The following is a 16,217-nucleotide window of genomic DNA, read 5'->3' as shown; positions in this document are numbered from 1 at the left end:
CGGCTAGCTGTTATATTGCTTTTGGCGGTTGCGTTTGTGGCCGTCATACCGGTGTATGCCGAGGGTGATGCTGACGGTAACTCTGATAGTGATGGTGTTGCGGCAGGCGACTCACCAACGTTTCAGTTGCCGCTGGATTTTCTGGGTACCATTGGTGGCGATATCGAGCTGGGTTTACTGGTAAACACCGGCAATACCGAGGCGCATGCAATCCGGATAAACAGTGAATTGCAGCATGAGATGGAGTATTTTCGTAATAAATATCAGCTTTATGGCCGTATTCAGCGCAGCAAAGTACTGAACCCGGTAACGCAACATAATGATAACGTCACCACTGCTAAACGTTATGGTATTACCGGTCAGAGCAATTATAAGTTTCTGGTTGGCCGCCAGTCTGTATTTGGCCGTGGTGCTTATTTGTATGATAAGTTCGGTGCGTTCAGAGTACAGAGTTCACTGGCAGTGGGTTATGCCAACCGGGTATACGAAATGCAAACTAACTACATTGATCTGGAAACCGGCCCGGGTTTTGCGCATCAGCGCAGTAGCAGCGGTGTCACTAACACTGGTTTGATCTGGTTTCTGGCATTTAACCTGGAGCAGAAAATTTACGAGGGCAGCAGTTTCAGGCAAACTTTTGAAGGTTCGGTGTCACTGGATGGCGCTAACTCTACTTTTGTCAGTCGCAGCAGCATTACTTCGCAGTTATTCGATAAATTGTCGATGCGCTTCAGCTTTGTGGCCCGCCATAACTCTAGGCCTGAAGGCAATTTAAAAACCATGGACACTGAAACTGCAGCGTCCCTGGTTTATACTTTTTAATTAATAACTTAGTGCAGTACCCGCGCCCTTAACGTGCCCGGAATGGCTTTTAACTCATTTAATGCCAGTTCATGATCTTCAGAATCAACATCAATTACCACATAACCGATATCCTGCACTGTCTGTAAATACTGGCCCGAGATATTGATATTATGCTTGGCAAAGGTCTCGTTGATTTTAGTCATCATGCCGGGCTGGTTCTTGTGAATATGCAGCAGACGTGAGCGGCCTTTATGTTCAGGTAACGACACCTCGGGGAAGTTAACTGCAGATAAGGTAGAGCCGTTATCGCTGTACTTCACCATCTTGCCGGCAACTTCATAGCCTATGTTTTCCTGTGCTTCCTGAGTAGAGCCACCGATATGCGGGGTAAGCAGCACATTATCAAAGGCGCGCAGGGGCGAGATAAATTCTTCGTCATTGCCTTTCGGTTCAACCGGAAATACATCAATAGCCGCGCCAGCCAGTTTTTTGCTTTGTAAGCTGGCCGTTAACGCATCAATATCCACTACCGTGCCGCGCGAGGCATTAATTAAAATGGCACCTTGTTTCATCTGCGCCAGTTCAGCTTCGGCAATCATATTTTTAGTTTGCGGCGTTTCCGGCACATGCAGGCTGATAACATCAGACGTGCTGAGTAAAGTGGTTAGATCGACCTGATTGGCATTGCCCAGCACCAGTTTGCTTTCAATATCGTAAAACTGTACCCGCATGCCGATATGCTCAGCCATAATGCTTAGCTGCGTACCGATGTGGCCATAACCGATAATGCCCAGGGTTTTACCGCGGGCCTCGTAAGAATTATCAGCGGTTTTTAACCATTCGCCACGATGGGCTGCGGCATTGCGCTGCGGAATACCGCGCAGCAGCATAATCATCTGGCCTAATACCAGCTCAGCAACTGAGCGGGTGTTGGAAAACGGCGCATTAAATACCGGGATAGCGCGCTTTAACGCTGCGTCCAAATCGACCTGATTGGTGCCAATACAAAAACAGCCAATCGCCATCAGTTTATTGGCGGCTTCCAGTACCCGTTCGGTTAACTGGGTACGTGAACGAATACCAACAAAATGTGCTTCGCTGATCCTCTCGATTAACTGATCTTCAGGTAATGAGGTTTTCAGATATTCAATATTGGTATAGCCCTGATTTTTAAAGGTTTGTACTGCACTCTGGTGTAAGCCTTCCAGCAGCAGAATTTTAATTTTATCTTTGGCCAGCGAATATTTTTCCATTGTTTTCTCGATACATTAATTTAAAAAAAGTAGCGGTATGTGTAACCGATTATGCTGCTGCAGCTTATTTCATTACTCACTTAATGACTTTGGTGCCACTGCTGCTGCCAACCAGCACAATGTCGGCCGGACGACGGGCGAACAGGCCATTGGTGACAATACCAACAATATTATTCAGTTGCTGCTCAAGCTGCAGCGGATCGGTAATTTGCAAGTCATGCGCATCGATTATCTGGTTGCCATTGTCAGTAATTACGCCCTGGCGCAATACCGGTGTTGCGCCGAGTTTTTTTAGTTCACGGCTAACGTAGCTGCTGGCCATCGGAATAACTTCAATCGGCAGTGGAAAGCAGCCCAGCACGTCAACCTGTTTAGTGCTATCGACAATACAGACAAAGGTTTTGGCAACGGCAGCGACAATTTTTTCGCGGGTCAGGGCAGCGCCGCCGCCTTTAATCATCTGCTTCTGGCCATTAATCTCATCGGCGCCATCGACATAGATGCTAAGCTCGCTGACTTCGTTTAAATCAAGCACCGCAATACCCAATTGTTTAAGTTTGGCGGTTGACTGCTCTGAACTTGAAACTGCACCACGAATATCACTTTTAATGCTAGCCAGGGCATCGATAAAATGATTAACGGTAGAGCCGGTACCCACCCCGACAATACTGTCTTTGCTGATAAATTCCAGGGCAGCCCAGGCAGCGTGGCGTTTCATTTCATCTTGAGTCATAACAGGTCTCTTTTATAGCAGCGGGTTTTAGCGTTTAGCCGTACAGATGGATATTATATCGAAAGCATGGTCAGACAAAAAGGCAAAAGCCGAAAAAGTGCAAAACAGATTAACGAAAATCAAAATACTTAGCAGGGGTTATCAGCTGCTGCAGCGGAATATCCCAGGCCGCAACCGGCACAGCAGCAACTTGCTGGCAGTTATGCGCCAGGCCGATAACCTGACAGCCGCTGTCAGCTGGCAGTTGTGCCAGAGTACGATCATAAAAACCGCCGCCCATGCCCAGCCGGTTGCCTATGGCATCAAATGCCACCAGCGGGGTAAAAATAATGTCGAGTGCAGCAACGGGCATCACCCTGGCGCAATTAAGTTGCGGCTCAGGAATATTGAAACGGTTTATCTGCATTACGCTGCTGCGGTCGTAGTGCAGAAACAGCAGGTAACCTGGGCAAAAAGGGTGTAATACCGGCAGGTAGACGTCTTTACCGGCTTGCCACAATGCTTTTATTAATGGTTCGGTATTCAGCTCGGCGTCGTTGGCCAGATAAAGTGCGAAATGTTGCTTTGCCAGTAAGCTGTCATTGCCGGATATGTGGTGGGCCAGCTCAGTTGCGGCTTCTGTTTGCTCAGCTGCAGATAATTGCTGGCGTAACTGACGCACATGCTGGCGCAGGGCCTGACGGGTTTGAGGTAATGTTGGCGGAACAGGTTGCTGCAGGTGGGACATCAGATTACCTTTGCTGCCAATAACGCTGAAGTACACAGAAATACAAGGAAGTAGGGTTCTCCAGATTGCCGTTAGTTATTTAAGCCCTTGAACCCAGGGTTCAAGGCGGAAGACTCATGGTTGCCGTAGGCTTCCCGGTACAAGCCGGGCCTGCACAAAAGCCACACAAAAGAATTCCTGGATAAAACAATTATCGGCTCAGGGACGTCAATAACATTACAAACAACCCAGAGAACGCAATAAGTATAGCAGCTGAGTTGTCAGCTTATAAGGGGGCAGCCAACAAATGCTTAGCGGATGTGCAGATAACCGACAGCAGTAAAGGTACTGCTGCTTACTGGCAGTTGAGCTGCGGCAGTGGTAGGATATTGCCGAGTAAATTTGTGAAGACTAAGCTATGACTGACCCTCTTATCCAAAGTTATGATCGCTGGAGCAGTGAGCTGGAGCAGGCTCACGTTATGGCCTCGGCCGCAGAGCTGCATGGTCTGATTGCCGGTATGTTAAGTGCCGGAGTAAAAGCTGACGCCAGATCGTTGCTGCCGGTGCTGTACGATTTTCTGAACGATGGCCAGGCTTTACCGGTTGCCCTGGAAAAGCAGGTGCAGTTGTTAGTTGATGCCACCGCAGCCAGTCTGAACCAGGGTGATTTTTCTTTTAGTGTGCTATTGCCCAGCGATGATGATGCCTTGTTTGAACGGTTAGAAGCGCTGGTGGAATGGTCACAGGCGTTTTTAGTGGGGTTTGCGGTGCAGCAAACCGATTTATCGCTGGTATCAGAAGATGTGCGTGAAGCATTGGATCAGCTAACGGAAGTGACCCGGGTCGATATTCATACCGTAACCGATGGCAGCAAAGATGAGAACGAAGAAGCTTATTATCTGGTGCTGGAGCATGTGCGGATTATGGCGTTGTGTTGTTTTAATGAAGTCGGTCTGAAATACAGCCCGCAGCCACCGCATGGCAAAACGCTGCATTAACATCGCTTTGCCTGTTCACTTTTACCCTGAAGGATAGCAATGGAAAACTCTGTTTTTGTTCAGCGGCGAGCGCAGCTAATTGCGGCGTTGCAGCCTGATTCCGTGGCCTTGATCAGTGCTGCCAGCGAACAAAGCCGCAGCCGCGATACCGAGTATCCGTTTCGCCAGCATAGCGACTTCTGGTACTACACTGGCTTTAACGAACCTGATGCCTTACTTATTATCTCTAACCGCACAGATTTAGCGCCAGCGCTACTTTTATGCCGTGACAAAGACCCGGCGCAGGAAGTATGGCATGGGCGCAGGCTGGGCCCGGCGGCAGCCAGCGAAACCATGCAACTGCAGGCGGCAGCACTGACTGAGCAAAGCACCTTGTTACAGCAGGCAATCAATGGCAGCACGGCGGTTTACCTGCATTTAACTGAAAACAGTGCACTGCTCCAGCAGGTTACTGAGCAGATCCAACTGCTGAAGCAACGGGAAAAGCGCGGCGATGTGGCGCCAACACAACTGGTTGATATCGCTCAGCTGACTGCAGCGCAGCGCCTTATTAAAGATCGGAGCGAAATTGCTGTGATGCGCCGGGCAGGACAAATCAGCGCTCAGGCGCATATCCGGGCCATGCAGTATTGCCGGCCGGGGCGGTTTGAGTATCAGCTGGAAGCGGAAATTCTGCATCACTTTGCCCTGAATGGTGCCCGTCATCCGGCCTATAACAGTATTGTCGGCAGCGGTGAAAATGGCTGTATTTTGCATTACACCGACAACAGCAGTGAGCTTAAGGCAGGCGATTTAGTGCTGATTGATGCCGGCTGTGAACTGCAGGGCTATGCCGCTGATATCAGCCGGACTTTTCCGGTATCTGGCAAGTTCAGTCCGGAGCAAGCTGAACTGTATCAGCTGGTACTGGATGCGCAGTATGCCGCCTGTAATGCGGTGCAGCCAGGCAGTAATTTTGCGAAAGTGACTGCCGCGGCCGAACAGGTACTGACCGAAGGCTTGCTGGGGCTGGGTATTTTGCAAGGCGAGCTGCAGCAGCTTATCGCCGATAAAGCCTGTAAACAGTATTTTATTCACGGCATTGGCCACTGGCTGGGGCTGGACGTGCATGATGTTGGTGCCTATAAAGTTAACGGTTCTGATGGTGAAACGGCAGAACAGCCATTTGTGCCCGGCATGCTGCTGACGATTGAACCTGGCTTATACATTCCTCACGGCAGTCCAACCGAGCCGCGCTGGTGGGATTTGGCTATCCGGATTGAAGATAATCTGCTGGTAACCGCAGAGGGTCATGACAATCTGACTACCGCGGTTCCAAAAGAGATTGATGCCATTGAGCAGTTGATGGCCGCAAGTGGTGGCAGCAACTGATGCCGGCAACTATAGTTGGCAAAAACCATTTTGATATTATTATCGCAGGCGGCGGCATGGCCGGAAGCCTGCTGGCCTGGTGTTTGAGCCAGGCCCGGCCAGAGTGGCAAATTGGGATTGTCGAAAGGCAAGACAACCACCCCGGCACTGTGCCAGCCAGTTTTGACAGCCGCAGTATTGCCCTGGCTGCAGGCAGCGTCAGCTTGTTACAACGCTGGGGGCTATGGCAGGAACTCGGCGCTAAAGCCTGTCCGATTGAGCAGATTTGGGTGTCGGATCGCGGCCATTTCGGTAAAACGCAGTTAACCGCCAGTGAGTATCAGCAAGCGGCACTGGGCCAGGTGTTAGAAGTGGAGCATCTGGGCAACTTGCTTAGCACTAAGCTGGCTAATCATCCCAATATTACTTACTTTCAACCCGACTTTATTACCGCTATTACTCCGACCATTTCGTGCCAGACTGTGCAGCTGCAAAGTGGAGCGAAGCTTACGGCCAATTTACTGCTTATTGCTGAAGGCGGCTTATCGCAAAGCCGGCAGTTAGCCGGTTTTAGCGTCAGCAGTGACGATTATCAGCAAAGCGCAATTATTGCCAATCTGGGATTAGCGCAGGCTCATAATAATACCGCTTTTGAGCGCTTTACCGAACATGGCCCTATTGCCCTGTTGCCGCTAACAGCCCAGCGCTACTCGCTAGTCTGGACGGTAGCACGCGATGATGTTGCAGGCTTGCTAGCGCTGGATGACCAGGCTTTTACCACCGCTATTCAACAGGCTTTTGGTTACCGGGCCGGGCTATTTACTGTAACCGGTGCCCGGGCGCATTATCCGCTGGCCCTGCGCCGGCCTGATGAAATAGTGCGCCATCGCGCTGCCTTGCTGGGGAATAGCTTACATAATTTACACCCGATTGCCGGTCAGGGGTTTAACCTGGCTATCCGTGATATTCAGGCCTTGCTGCTGGCGCTCAATGAGGCCACAGATCCTGGTGATTACAAGGTGTTACGTGACTATCAACAACTGCGCGAGCAGGACATTAAGCGGGTGGTCTGGTTTACCGATGCATTGGTCCGGGGCTTTTCCAATAATTCCAGGCTGATAGCGCTGGCCCGCAATGCCGGGCTGGCGGCAATGCTGCTGTGCGATCCATTAAAACGGCCGCTTGCCATGCAGGCGATGGGCCAGGGACAACCTTATGCAAAATACTGATGTCACAATAGTCGGCGGCGGTAGCGCCGGCCTGACGCTGGCTCTGCTTCTGGCCAGGCAGCAACTGCGGGTGGTGCTGGTAGAAAAAGGCCCGGCGCCCTCGCTGACAGACGCTGCACCGGATTATCAGCGGGTCAGCGCCCTGAATATGGCCTCGCGCTCTTTGTTCCAACAATTAGGGATCTGGCCGCAACTACTGGCCGGCGCGGCAGCCTATACCGATATGCAGGTGTGGGAAGCCGATAGCTTCGCCAAAATTGGTTTTACGGCGGCAGAGCAGCAACTTGAGGCGCTCGGTTACATTTGTGATAACGAGCATATTCGCCAGTTACTATTTAGTCAGCTACAACAGTGCAGTAACGTCCAGTGCTATTTTGATGTGGCAATCAGCCAGCTTAAGCAGGGCGAGCGCGACGTAATGCTGCAACTAGATAACAGCGAGCTTATTTTAAGCCAGTTACTGGTTGGCGCTGATGGGGTTAATTCCTTTGTGCGCCAGCAAATGCAGTTGCCATTAACCCATTGGGATTATCAGCATACCGCTATTGTTGCCAAAATTCGCTGCGCCGAGCCACACCAGCTTACTGCGCGTCAGGTGTTTCTTCCCAGCGGCCCGCTGGCGCTGTTACCACTGCCAGACAGCAATTTATGCTCTATTGTCTGGAGTGCCGAAACCAATGAAGCTGAGCGCTTAATGGCGCTGGATGATACTGCCTTTGTGCAGGCACTTTGCGCTGCAACTCAGGCGGTATTGGGGCCGGTTGAACTTTGCAGCCAGCGTCAGGCCTTTGGTTTAACCATGCGTTATGCCAGCCGCTGGCAACGGGGCAGGGTTGTACTGGTAGCTGATGCGGCGCACAGTATTCACCCGTTGGCAGGCCAGGGTATGAATTTAGGCCTGATGGACGTGGCGGCACTGGCCCAGTTAATTGGCGCTCAGCAAGCAGCGGGGGAAGATATTGGTGCAAACCCCATGCTGCGCCGTTATGAGCGCTGGCGCAAAGCGGAAGCACAAAGCATGATAGTAGCGATGGAAGCTTTTAAACGTGGTTTTACCGCCAAACCACCGCTGGCCAAACTGTTGCGCGGCCTGGGTTTAGTAGCGACAGATCGCCTGCCATGGCTTAAACAGCAATTGATGGCCCATGCGCTTGGCCTGAAAGGCGACTTACCCGAGCTGGTAAAAAATTAGCTTAATCCTGGTGACGCGTCAGCTAACTTATCAGCTAACGATTTGCCTTAGTTTTATTTGTAACAGTAGCTGTCGCATTACAAAAAGTAATCCAAATTGGGCTGTTTGCTGCAGGGGCTATGCGGTATAATCGAGCGGTATTTTTTAGTCTCAAGCTTGGCATTTTTATGTAATAGCCTGAAAAATAAGGCTTATTGCTATTGTTGGTTTTACCGCTTGTGGCCCTCACAATAAGTAGGAAAAAATAATGGCTCAAAAAACCGCGTTACATGCCAGCCACCTTGCTGCTGGTGCCAAAATGGTCGACTTTTTTGGCTGGGATATGCCAATTAACTACGGCTCACAAATTGAAGAGCACCACGCCGTTCGCCGCGACGCCGGTATGTTTGACGTTTCTCATATGACCATTGTTGACTTAACCGGGAGCAAAACCCGGGAGTTTTTACGCTATTTACTGGCAAACGATGTGGCTAAACTGACTATCCCTGGCAAAGCGCTGTACACCGGCATGCTGAACCAGAGTGGCGGCGTCATTGACGATTTAATTGTTTACTATATGCAGGATGAGTTTTTCCGGTTAGTGGTGAATTCGGCTACCCGTGAGAAAGACCTGGCGCATATAACCGCTGAGGCGAAAGCCTTTGATGTGACCGTGACCGAACGTCCGGAATACGCAATGATTGCAGTGCAGGGCCCGAATGCTAAAGCCAAAGTGGCTACCTTATTAAGCGCTGAGCAACAAGCTGCGGTTGACGGTATGAAGCCGTTTTTTGGTAAGCAGGCTGGCGATTTATTTATTGCTACCACCGGTTACACTGGCGAAGATGGTTACGAAATTGCCATGCCTGAAGAGCAGGCCGCTGATGTCTGGCAAAAACTGCTGGATGCCGGTGTTGCTCCTGCCGGTTTAGGTGCCCGTGATACCCTGCGTCTGGAAGCCGGCATGAATTTATATGGCCAGGATATGGACGAGACGGTATCGCCACTGGCGGCTAACATGGGCTGGACCATTGCCTGGAACCCGGAAGACCGAAACTTTATTGGCCGCGCGGCGTTAGCCGAACAAAAAGCAGCGGGTACCGATAAGCTGGTTGGCCTGGTTATGGAGCAAAAGGGTGTGCTACGCCACGGCCAGCGGGTGGTGGTTGACGGCGGTGAAGGTATTATTACCTCGGGTACCTTTTCACCGACTTTAGGTTACAGTATTGCCATGGCGCGGGTACCTGCGAACACTGGTGACACGGCTGAAGTGGATATTCGCGGCAAACTGGTTAGTGTCAAAGTGGTTAAACCGGCTTTTGTGCGCATGGGTAAAAAAGTCATCTAAAATAAAACACGTAGCACATCACGTAATAACTAAATTAGAAAGTTAAAGACAGCTAAGGAATTGATAATGAGCACTATCCCTACAGAATTAAAATATGCGGCCAGCCACGAATGGGTTCGCAATGATGGTGACGGTATTTTCACCGTAGGTATTACCGAGCATGCCCAGGAGTTGCTGGGTGATATGGTATTTGTTGAGCTGCCGGAAGTAGGTGACAGTGTGACCCAGGGAGATGATTGCGCTGTAGCGGAATCGGTAAAGGCCGCCTCTGACATCTACGCACCGCTGTCTGGCGAAGTGGTAGAAGTTAACGACGCACTGGCCGACTCACCCGAGCAGGTTAACGCCAGCCCGTATACCGACGGCTGGATGTTTAAAATTAAAGCCAGTGACGAAGCTGAGTTGGAAGCGTTATTAGACGCTGCCGGTTACAAAAGCAGCATCGACGAAGCTTAATTAACAGATCGCTCCAGCATAAAGCCCCGTATACATCGGGGCTTTATCTTACTAACAGCTGTGCTGCACGCTGTATTATTACTAGGACATTCAAAGCATGACCCATACCGCTGTGAAAACCCTGTCGCAACTTGCGAACCACGACGAATTTATTCAACGCCACATTGGCCCGGATGAGGCAGAAACTGCCGCTATGCTGGCTGAACTGGGTGTTGATAGCATGGAAACGCTGATTGCCCAAACCGTTCCGGCCAGTATCCGCTTACCCAAGCCACTGGCCACCGGTAACAGCCGCACTGAAAATGATGCCTTAACCCATTTAAAAGCGGTGGCAGCGAAAAACAAAATGTATAAGTCATACATTGGTATGGGTTATCACCCGACGTTAACCCCGAATGTTATTTTGCGTAATGTGCTGGAAAACCCGGGTTGGTACACGGCGTACACGCCATATCAGCCTGAAATTGCCCAGGGCCGCTTAGAAGCGCTGTTAAATTTCCAGCAAATGTCGCTGGACTTAACCGGCATGGAGCTGGCCAGTGCCTCGTTACTGGACGAAGCCACCGCCGCCGCCGAAGCCATGGCCCTGGCCAAGCGGGTCAGTAAAAGCAAAGCGAATTTGTATTTTATTAGCGACGATGTGCACCCGCAAACTATCGACGTGGTAAAAACCCGCGCCGAAATGTTTGGCTTTGATATCGTGATTGGCAAAGCCAGCGATGCGGCCAACCATGAGGTGTTTGGTGCATTAATTCAGTACCCTACCACTAACGGTGATATCCGCAACGACAGCGCCTTAATTGCTGAGCTACAGGCGAAAAAAGCGGTAGTGGCAGTAGCGACTGATCCAATGGCCTTAATGCTGTTAAAATCACCAGGCGAGCTGGGTGCCGACGTGGTGCTGGGTTCAATGCAACGCTTTGGTGTACCAATGGCCTATGGCGGCCCGCATGCGGCTTTCTTTGCTACCCGCGATGCCTATAAACGCTCGATGCCGGGCCGGATTATCGGGGTGTCGAAAGACCGTCGCGGTGATCAGGCGCTCAGAATGGCGATGCAAACCCGCGAGCAACATATCCGCCGCGAAAAAGCGAACTCGAACATTTGTACTGCCCAGGTATTACTGGCTAATATCGCCTCGTTCTATGCGGTATATCATGGCCCGCAAGGCTTAAAAGATATTGCTGAACGCATTCACCGCAGTGCCGATATTTTTGCTGCCGGCATCAAAGCCAAAGGCGTTGAGTTAGTAAACAGTCACTGGTTCGATACCGTTACCTTTAAAGTCAGCGACCGTGCTGCCGTGGTTAAGCGGGCGCTGGCCGCCGGCGTTAACCTGCGCACCGACGTCAGCGACAGCCTGGCAGTCAGTTTCAGCGAAGCCACGCAGGCTGCTGATCTTGCTGAGCTGTTTGATATCGTGCTAGGCACTGGTCACGGTTTAAGCGTGGAAACGCTGGATAGCGAGATCGTCGCCAATGGCTCTGCATCTATTCCAGCTGAGCTGGCACGTACCACAGCGCTGTTAAGCCACCCGGTATTTAATCAGTATCACAGTGAAACTGAGATGCTGCGCTATATCAAAAAACTGGAAAACAAAGATTTAGCCCTTAATCATTCAATGATTTCCCTGGGCTCGTGCACCATGAAGCTGAACGCGACCGCCGAGATGATCCCGATCACCTGGCCGGAGTTTGGTTCACTGCATCCGTTCGTGCCGCGCGATCAGGCCGAAGGGTATTATGAGATGATCACTGAGCTGGGCGACTGGCTGGTGAATATTACCGGTTACGACAATATCTCAATGCAGCCTAACTCAGGTGCTCAGGGTGAGTACGCCGGTATGGTAGCTATTCGTAAGTACCACGAAAGCCGTGGCGAAGGTCATCGTAATATCTGTTTAATTCCGGTTTCAGCGCACGGTACTAACCCGGCCACTGCCGCCATGGCCAGCTACGATGTGGTACTGGTTGACTGCGACAAGTCGGGCAATATCGACATGGCCGATTTAAAAGCCAAGGCAGCGGAAGTGGGCGATCGCCTGGCGGCCATCATGGTGACCTATCCGTCTACTCATGGTGTGTTTGAAGAAAGTATTCAGGAGCTGTGCGACATCGTTCACTCTTACGGTGGCCAGGTGTATATGGACGGCGCCAATATGAATGCCCAGGTAGGTTTAACCTCGCCAGGCTTTATCGGTTCAGACGTATCGCACTTAAACCTGCATAAAACCTTCTGTATTCCGCACGGCGGCGGCGGCCCGGGCATGGGCCCAATCGGCGTGAAAAGCCATTTAGCGCCATTTTTACCTAACCACCCGGTAGTAAAAATTGACGGCACCGGAGATAACAACGGTGCAGTAGCGGCAGCCCAGTTCGGCAGCGCCGGTATTTTACCTATCAGCTGGATGTATATCGCGATGATGGGCGGCGAAGGCTTAAAACAGGCTACGGAATTTGCGATTTTAACTGCCAACTATATGGCGAAAAAGCTCGACCCGTTGTTCCCGGTACTGTACCGCGGCACCAACGGCCGGGTAGCCCACGAATGTATTATCGATATCCGGCCGTTAAAAGACGCCAGCGGTATTACGGAAATGGATATTGCCAAGCGCTTAATGGACTACGGTTACCACTCGCCCACCATGAGCTTCCCGGTTGCCGGCACCCTGATGATTGAGCCTACGGAATCAGAAAGCAAAGCCGAGCTGGATAAGTTTATTGAAGCGATGACCAGTATCCGCGCCGAGATTGCCAAAGTAGAAGCAGGTGAGTGGACAGTGGATAACAACCCACTGGCTTACGCGCCGCACACTATGGCTGATATTCTCGACCCGGCCTGGGACCGCGCCTACGAGCGCAACTACGGCGCCTTCCCGGTAGCTTATGTCGCCGAGAACAAGTTCTGGCCAACCGTTACCCGGATTGACGACGTATACGGCGACCGGAATTTAATGTGCGCATGTCCTAGTCCGGAAGCGTATCGGTAAGCGTTTAGTTCTTCTAGTGCACACTATAAAACCCCGGCCTGAGAGCTGGGGTTTTTTATGGGGATTGCTTGTGGTTAATATGAGGTTGGTTTTGCTGATAGACTGCTAAGTGCCAAAAGCAGACATAGAGCCAAGTTTGATTTACTTTAAAGCAGTCCTATAGGCACCTGTTTAAGTGACAGCTATTTGTGTTAACCGTACCAACATTTATTGAATCCGAATTTATCAAAGCGGCTGCTAAATTTTTTGGAAGGTAACAGATATTTGTAAATCATTACTTCATTAACTGGGAGTCGCACGGTATGATTTAAAAATTAATAATGCAGCAGTATTGGAAATCGACGTTATGTTTCAGGGAAGATTGTCTAAAAAGCTCGTGTTCTGCATTATGCTAATAAGTGGCGTTTTCACTCTACTTTCAACCTCCTACACTGTTTACCATGATTACAGAAATAGAATCTCGGCGTTAGAACAGCAAGTTAAGGATATAGTTGATTCATACGAACAGCCGCTCGGTGTTGCAATTTATAAATCACAAACGTTAATAGTGACGCTAATTTTAGAAACTTTTCGAGGCCTATCTGATGAGTATTTAGCAGCAGCTAAAGACAGCGACGGCAAAAATGTTATGACGGTAGCTAATATAGAGCAAGATGAAATTATGGGCAAAATGAACGCCCTTGGAACTCGAAATAATTATTTCACTTACAAAAAAGAAATTGATTTTGGCTTGTCGAAATACGTTACAAACGGAGAGGTGGTAGTAATAGAGGGATACGTTGGCTCTATTGAGGTAACAGTGAGTACAGAGCATGTTAAGAGGGAGATTATCGGTAATATTAAAACCATTCTTGTTGCCCAGTTTATTAAGACATTGATAGTTTCGCTCTTCATTCTTTTCTTAATCGATAAACTCATATTAAGTCGTCAAATCAGAATAGTTAATTGGCTACGTGAGTTTTCGAAAAACCAGAGTATTGACCCGCTTCAATTGCGAAAGACAATTCATCCAGACGAGCTGGATGACATGACTTACGTCATAAATGACATGGGCTCTAAAATCGTCTCCCATCAGAAATCGCTTGAAAATACCGTCAATGACCGAACAAGAGAGTTAGTTGTTAAGAACACTGAACTAGAAAATGCCCAGAAAGAGTTACATTTGATGCTTCACTCAAAGAGCTTAGCGTTAAATCACATAGAAGAAACCTTATCTACTGCTCTTTGGGAGACTGATATTTTCGGCAATATCATCAGCATGTCTGAAAGCTTGGATAAAAATGTTCTAAGAACTGATAGCGGGACAAATGTACTTCGTCTGAGCGAAGTGGTCTCATTGCCTAGATCAAAAAATAAAGATTCATTTGATAAGGTATTAAAAGGTATTTTTGACTCCAGAGAGCCGTTTACCATTCATGATACAGAAATTAAAAATTCTTTCGGTAACCGCATTTCGATTCGATTAGATGGGCGGCCAAAAATTATTGATGGTGCATTTACCGGCTATAACGGAACTATCACAGATATCTCGTCCGAGAAAAAATTACGAATGCTTGCTTACAGTGACGGATTAACCGGTTTGGCAAACCGATTGGCGTTAGAGCATCACTTTGAAAAAACGCAGCAGCGCGCAAAAAGGCTTAATTTCTCGAACGGGATTATGGCTCTGGATTTAGATTTCTTTAAATCGATAAATGACAATTATGGTCACGCAGTTGGTGATGATGTGCTAAAAGCTGTGGCTTTGAGTTTATCGGATTGTGTGCGGGAGGAAGACTGTGTAGCGAGAATTGGGGGAGAAGAATTCGTTGTCTTAGTTCAAGGTGTGACATTAGAAGGCTTAATTACTTTAGCTGAACGAATCAACGAATCAGTTCGCTCTTTGCGGCCAAGCTCATTACCAATTGAACGAAAAATAACGGTATCAATAGGACTCACCATCGTCGCCTTAAATGAGCAACTTAGCGACGCGCTCAAGAGAGCAGATGATTTTTTGTACATGTCAAAGAAAAACGGGCGTGATACGGTGTCTTATGATTCAAAATAATTGAACACTTTCTTCTGTTTAACTATTTGACATTAGTTAGCCTCGTTGAGATTGGCGCACTAAAATGTCCGCAATTCGCTCAAAGCAGACCTCCGTTTGGGATGCTCAGTGAGTTTGATGTACACAGAAGAGGGCGGAGACAAGTCTTGTCTTTTGCCAATCAGGATAATCCTATTTATATAAACCGACTCCTTTCTTGACGATCACGATCCTTTCTATCAAAAATCACTCTTGTTATTTTCAATTAATTAACGTTTAATAAACCGAATTTATATTCGACTTGTCGGTGATTGAGCAGGTCTGCAACATGACATTTGTTGGCAATCGATGCGCGACGTCTTAAAAAATAACTAATAATCAAGGAGCTAACATGCTGAACTTTGAAGTCTTGTGGAGAAACTTTCCTGAGAAAAAGAATTTGCAAGGCAAATGTCGGAATGCACAAGATACAAGCTCGGCCCCCTTTGACAATTATTGCGCCATATTGCTGAGCGAAGCGTTGATAAAATGCGGGGTGTCTACTGCTGGCTCTAATGCGACAAAATGCTGGTCACATCAGGGTATGAAACATATTTTACTTGCTGAGCAGTTAGCTGAATGGTTGAATAAATCCAATATTGGTGGGCTAGGTAGTGTGGAAAAAATCAGCCCCGCAAGTTTTTAAGAAGATCTGCAGGATAGAACCGGAATAATTTTTTTCAAAGATTACTGGCGCAGGGGCAGTGAGACTTTCCCGAATAGAAGCGGTGACCATATCGATTTGTGGAATAAAGATGAAATAACCAGTTCTTCGATGTTGACCAGGGGCATTCTTGAGTTTTTCGGCCGGGTGAGTGATTTTAGCGACTCAAAAGAGATCTGGTTTTGGGAGGTTAGGTAATTGCTATGAAAAAACTCGCCATTTATGCACTGCTTGCTGTTGTCACCTTTATCATAAATTTTACCATTTACAACTTGTCGTTTAATTCGCAAGCTACGCCGTTCCTGCATGAAGAGCAGAGAGTTGAAAGCGGCTTACTGATGTTGAAAACCACCTTGCCTGCATACTTTATTGCTGCTGTTGTTATTGCGGCGATGTTTTATTGGTTAGGAAAGCGCAGGTAGTGCGCTTTAGAATAAGTACATGCGGGT

Annotated in this window: 13 protein-coding genes, 1 other RNA gene and 1 pseudogene; 11 read left to right on the top strand and 4 right to left on the bottom strand. The window is 48.9% G+C overall.

Annotated features, from left to right (window positions below; translation table 11 throughout):
* Positions 1-36: 36 nt before the first annotated feature.
* Positions 37-822 (top strand): DUF481 domain-containing protein, encoded by a 786-nt coding sequence (locus tag CRO03_RS03880; RefSeq protein ID WP_245861425.1) that lies wholly within the window; start codon positions 37-39, stop codon positions 820-822.
* A gap of 8 nt (positions 823-830) precedes the next feature.
* Here the strand turns inward: CRO03_RS03880 and serA are convergent, their stop codons facing one another.
* From serA to ssrS, 4 genes are all read right to left on the bottom strand, one after another.
* Complete coding sequence (serA, locus tag CRO03_RS03875; RefSeq protein WP_097110215.1) at positions 831-2,057, bottom strand: phosphoglycerate dehydrogenase; 1,227 nt, start codon at positions 2,055-2,057, stop codon at positions 831-833.
* A 76-nt stretch (positions 2,058-2,133) separates the two neighbouring features.
* Positions 2,134-2,790 carry a ribose-5-phosphate isomerase RpiA gene (rpiA, locus tag CRO03_RS03870; protein ID WP_097110214.1) on the bottom strand — a complete coding sequence of 219 codons (657 nt, stop codon included), beginning with the start codon at positions 2,788-2,790 and terminating at the stop codon, positions 2,134-2,136.
* A 109-nt stretch (positions 2,791-2,899) separates the two neighbouring features.
* Entirely contained in the window at positions 2,900-3,517 is a 618-nt protein-coding gene (locus CRO03_RS03865) for a 5-formyltetrahydrofolate cyclo-ligase (RefSeq protein WP_097110422.1), read from the bottom strand.
* Positions 3,518-3,570: 53 nt separating this feature from the next.
* Positions 3,571-3,754: non-coding RNA, 6S RNA (gene ssrS / locus CRO03_RS03860), on the bottom strand.
* A 160-nt stretch (positions 3,755-3,914) separates the two neighbouring features.
* Here ssrS and CRO03_RS03855 point away from each other — a divergent pair.
* The 10 genes and pseudogenes from CRO03_RS03855 to CRO03_RS03810 all read left to right on the top strand — a co-directional run bounded on the left by CRO03_RS03855 (position 3,915) and on the right by CRO03_RS03810 (position 16,190).
* Entirely contained in the window at positions 3,915-4,496 is a 582-nt protein-coding gene (locus CRO03_RS03855) for a UPF0149 family protein (RefSeq protein WP_097110213.1), read from the top strand.
* Positions 4,497-4,535: 39 nt separating this feature from the next.
* Positions 4,536-5,867, top strand: a complete 1,332-nt coding sequence (gene pepP / locus CRO03_RS03850; protein WP_097110212.1) for a Xaa-Pro aminopeptidase — start codon at positions 4,536-4,538, stop codon at positions 5,865-5,867.
* Positions 5,867-7,075, top strand: a complete 1,209-nt coding sequence (gene ubiH, locus CRO03_RS03845; protein ID WP_097110211.1) for a 2-octaprenyl-6-methoxyphenyl hydroxylase — start codon at positions 5,867-5,869, stop codon at positions 7,073-7,075. Before pepP ends, ubiH begins: the two co-directional genes overlap by 1 nt.
* Complete coding sequence (locus CRO03_RS03840) at positions 7,062-8,267, top strand: FAD-dependent oxidoreductase (protein ID WP_097110210.1); 1,206 nt, start codon at positions 7,062-7,064, stop codon at positions 8,265-8,267. Before ubiH ends, CRO03_RS03840 begins: the two co-directional genes overlap by 14 nt.
* A gap of 247 nt (positions 8,268-8,514) precedes the next feature.
* Positions 8,515-9,594 carry a glycine cleavage system aminomethyltransferase GcvT gene (gcvT, locus tag CRO03_RS03835; protein WP_097110209.1) on the top strand — a complete coding sequence of 360 codons (1,080 nt, stop codon included), beginning with the start codon at positions 8,515-8,517 and terminating at the stop codon, positions 9,592-9,594.
* A 66-nt stretch (positions 9,595-9,660) separates the two neighbouring features.
* On the top strand, positions 9,661-10,050 hold the full coding sequence (gcvH, locus tag CRO03_RS03830; protein ID WP_097110208.1) for a glycine cleavage system protein GcvH: 390 nt from the start codon (positions 9,661-9,663) through the stop codon (positions 10,048-10,050).
* A 97-nt stretch (positions 10,051-10,147) separates the two neighbouring features.
* Positions 10,148-13,039 (top strand): aminomethyl-transferring glycine dehydrogenase, encoded by a 2,892-nt coding sequence (gcvP, locus tag CRO03_RS03825; RefSeq protein ID WP_097110207.1) that lies wholly within the window; start codon positions 10,148-10,150, stop codon positions 13,037-13,039.
* Positions 13,040-13,370: 331 nt separating this feature from the next.
* Positions 13,371-15,086 carry a GGDEF domain-containing protein gene (locus tag CRO03_RS03820; protein ID WP_141397721.1) on the top strand — a complete coding sequence of 572 codons (1,716 nt, stop codon included), beginning with the start codon at positions 13,371-13,373 and terminating at the stop codon, positions 15,084-15,086.
* Positions 15,087-15,456: 370 nt separating this feature from the next.
* Positions 15,457-15,966: pseudogene (locus CRO03_RS18495) on the top strand (type VI secretion system amidase effector protein Tae4).
* 5 nt (positions 15,967-15,971) lie between these two features.
* Positions 15,972-16,190 (top strand): hypothetical protein, encoded by a 219-nt coding sequence (locus tag CRO03_RS03810; RefSeq protein ID WP_097110205.1) that lies wholly within the window; start codon positions 15,972-15,974, stop codon positions 16,188-16,190.
* Positions 16,191-16,217 lie beyond the last annotated feature (27 nt).

It is taken from the genome of Arsukibacterium tuosuense, assembly GCF_900215315.1.
Lineage (GTDB): Bacteria > Pseudomonadota > Gammaproteobacteria > Enterobacterales > Alteromonadaceae > Alishewanella > Alishewanella tuosuense.
Note: the sequence above shows the minus strand (reverse complement) of the source record. Positions and strands in the feature narration are given on the sequence as shown.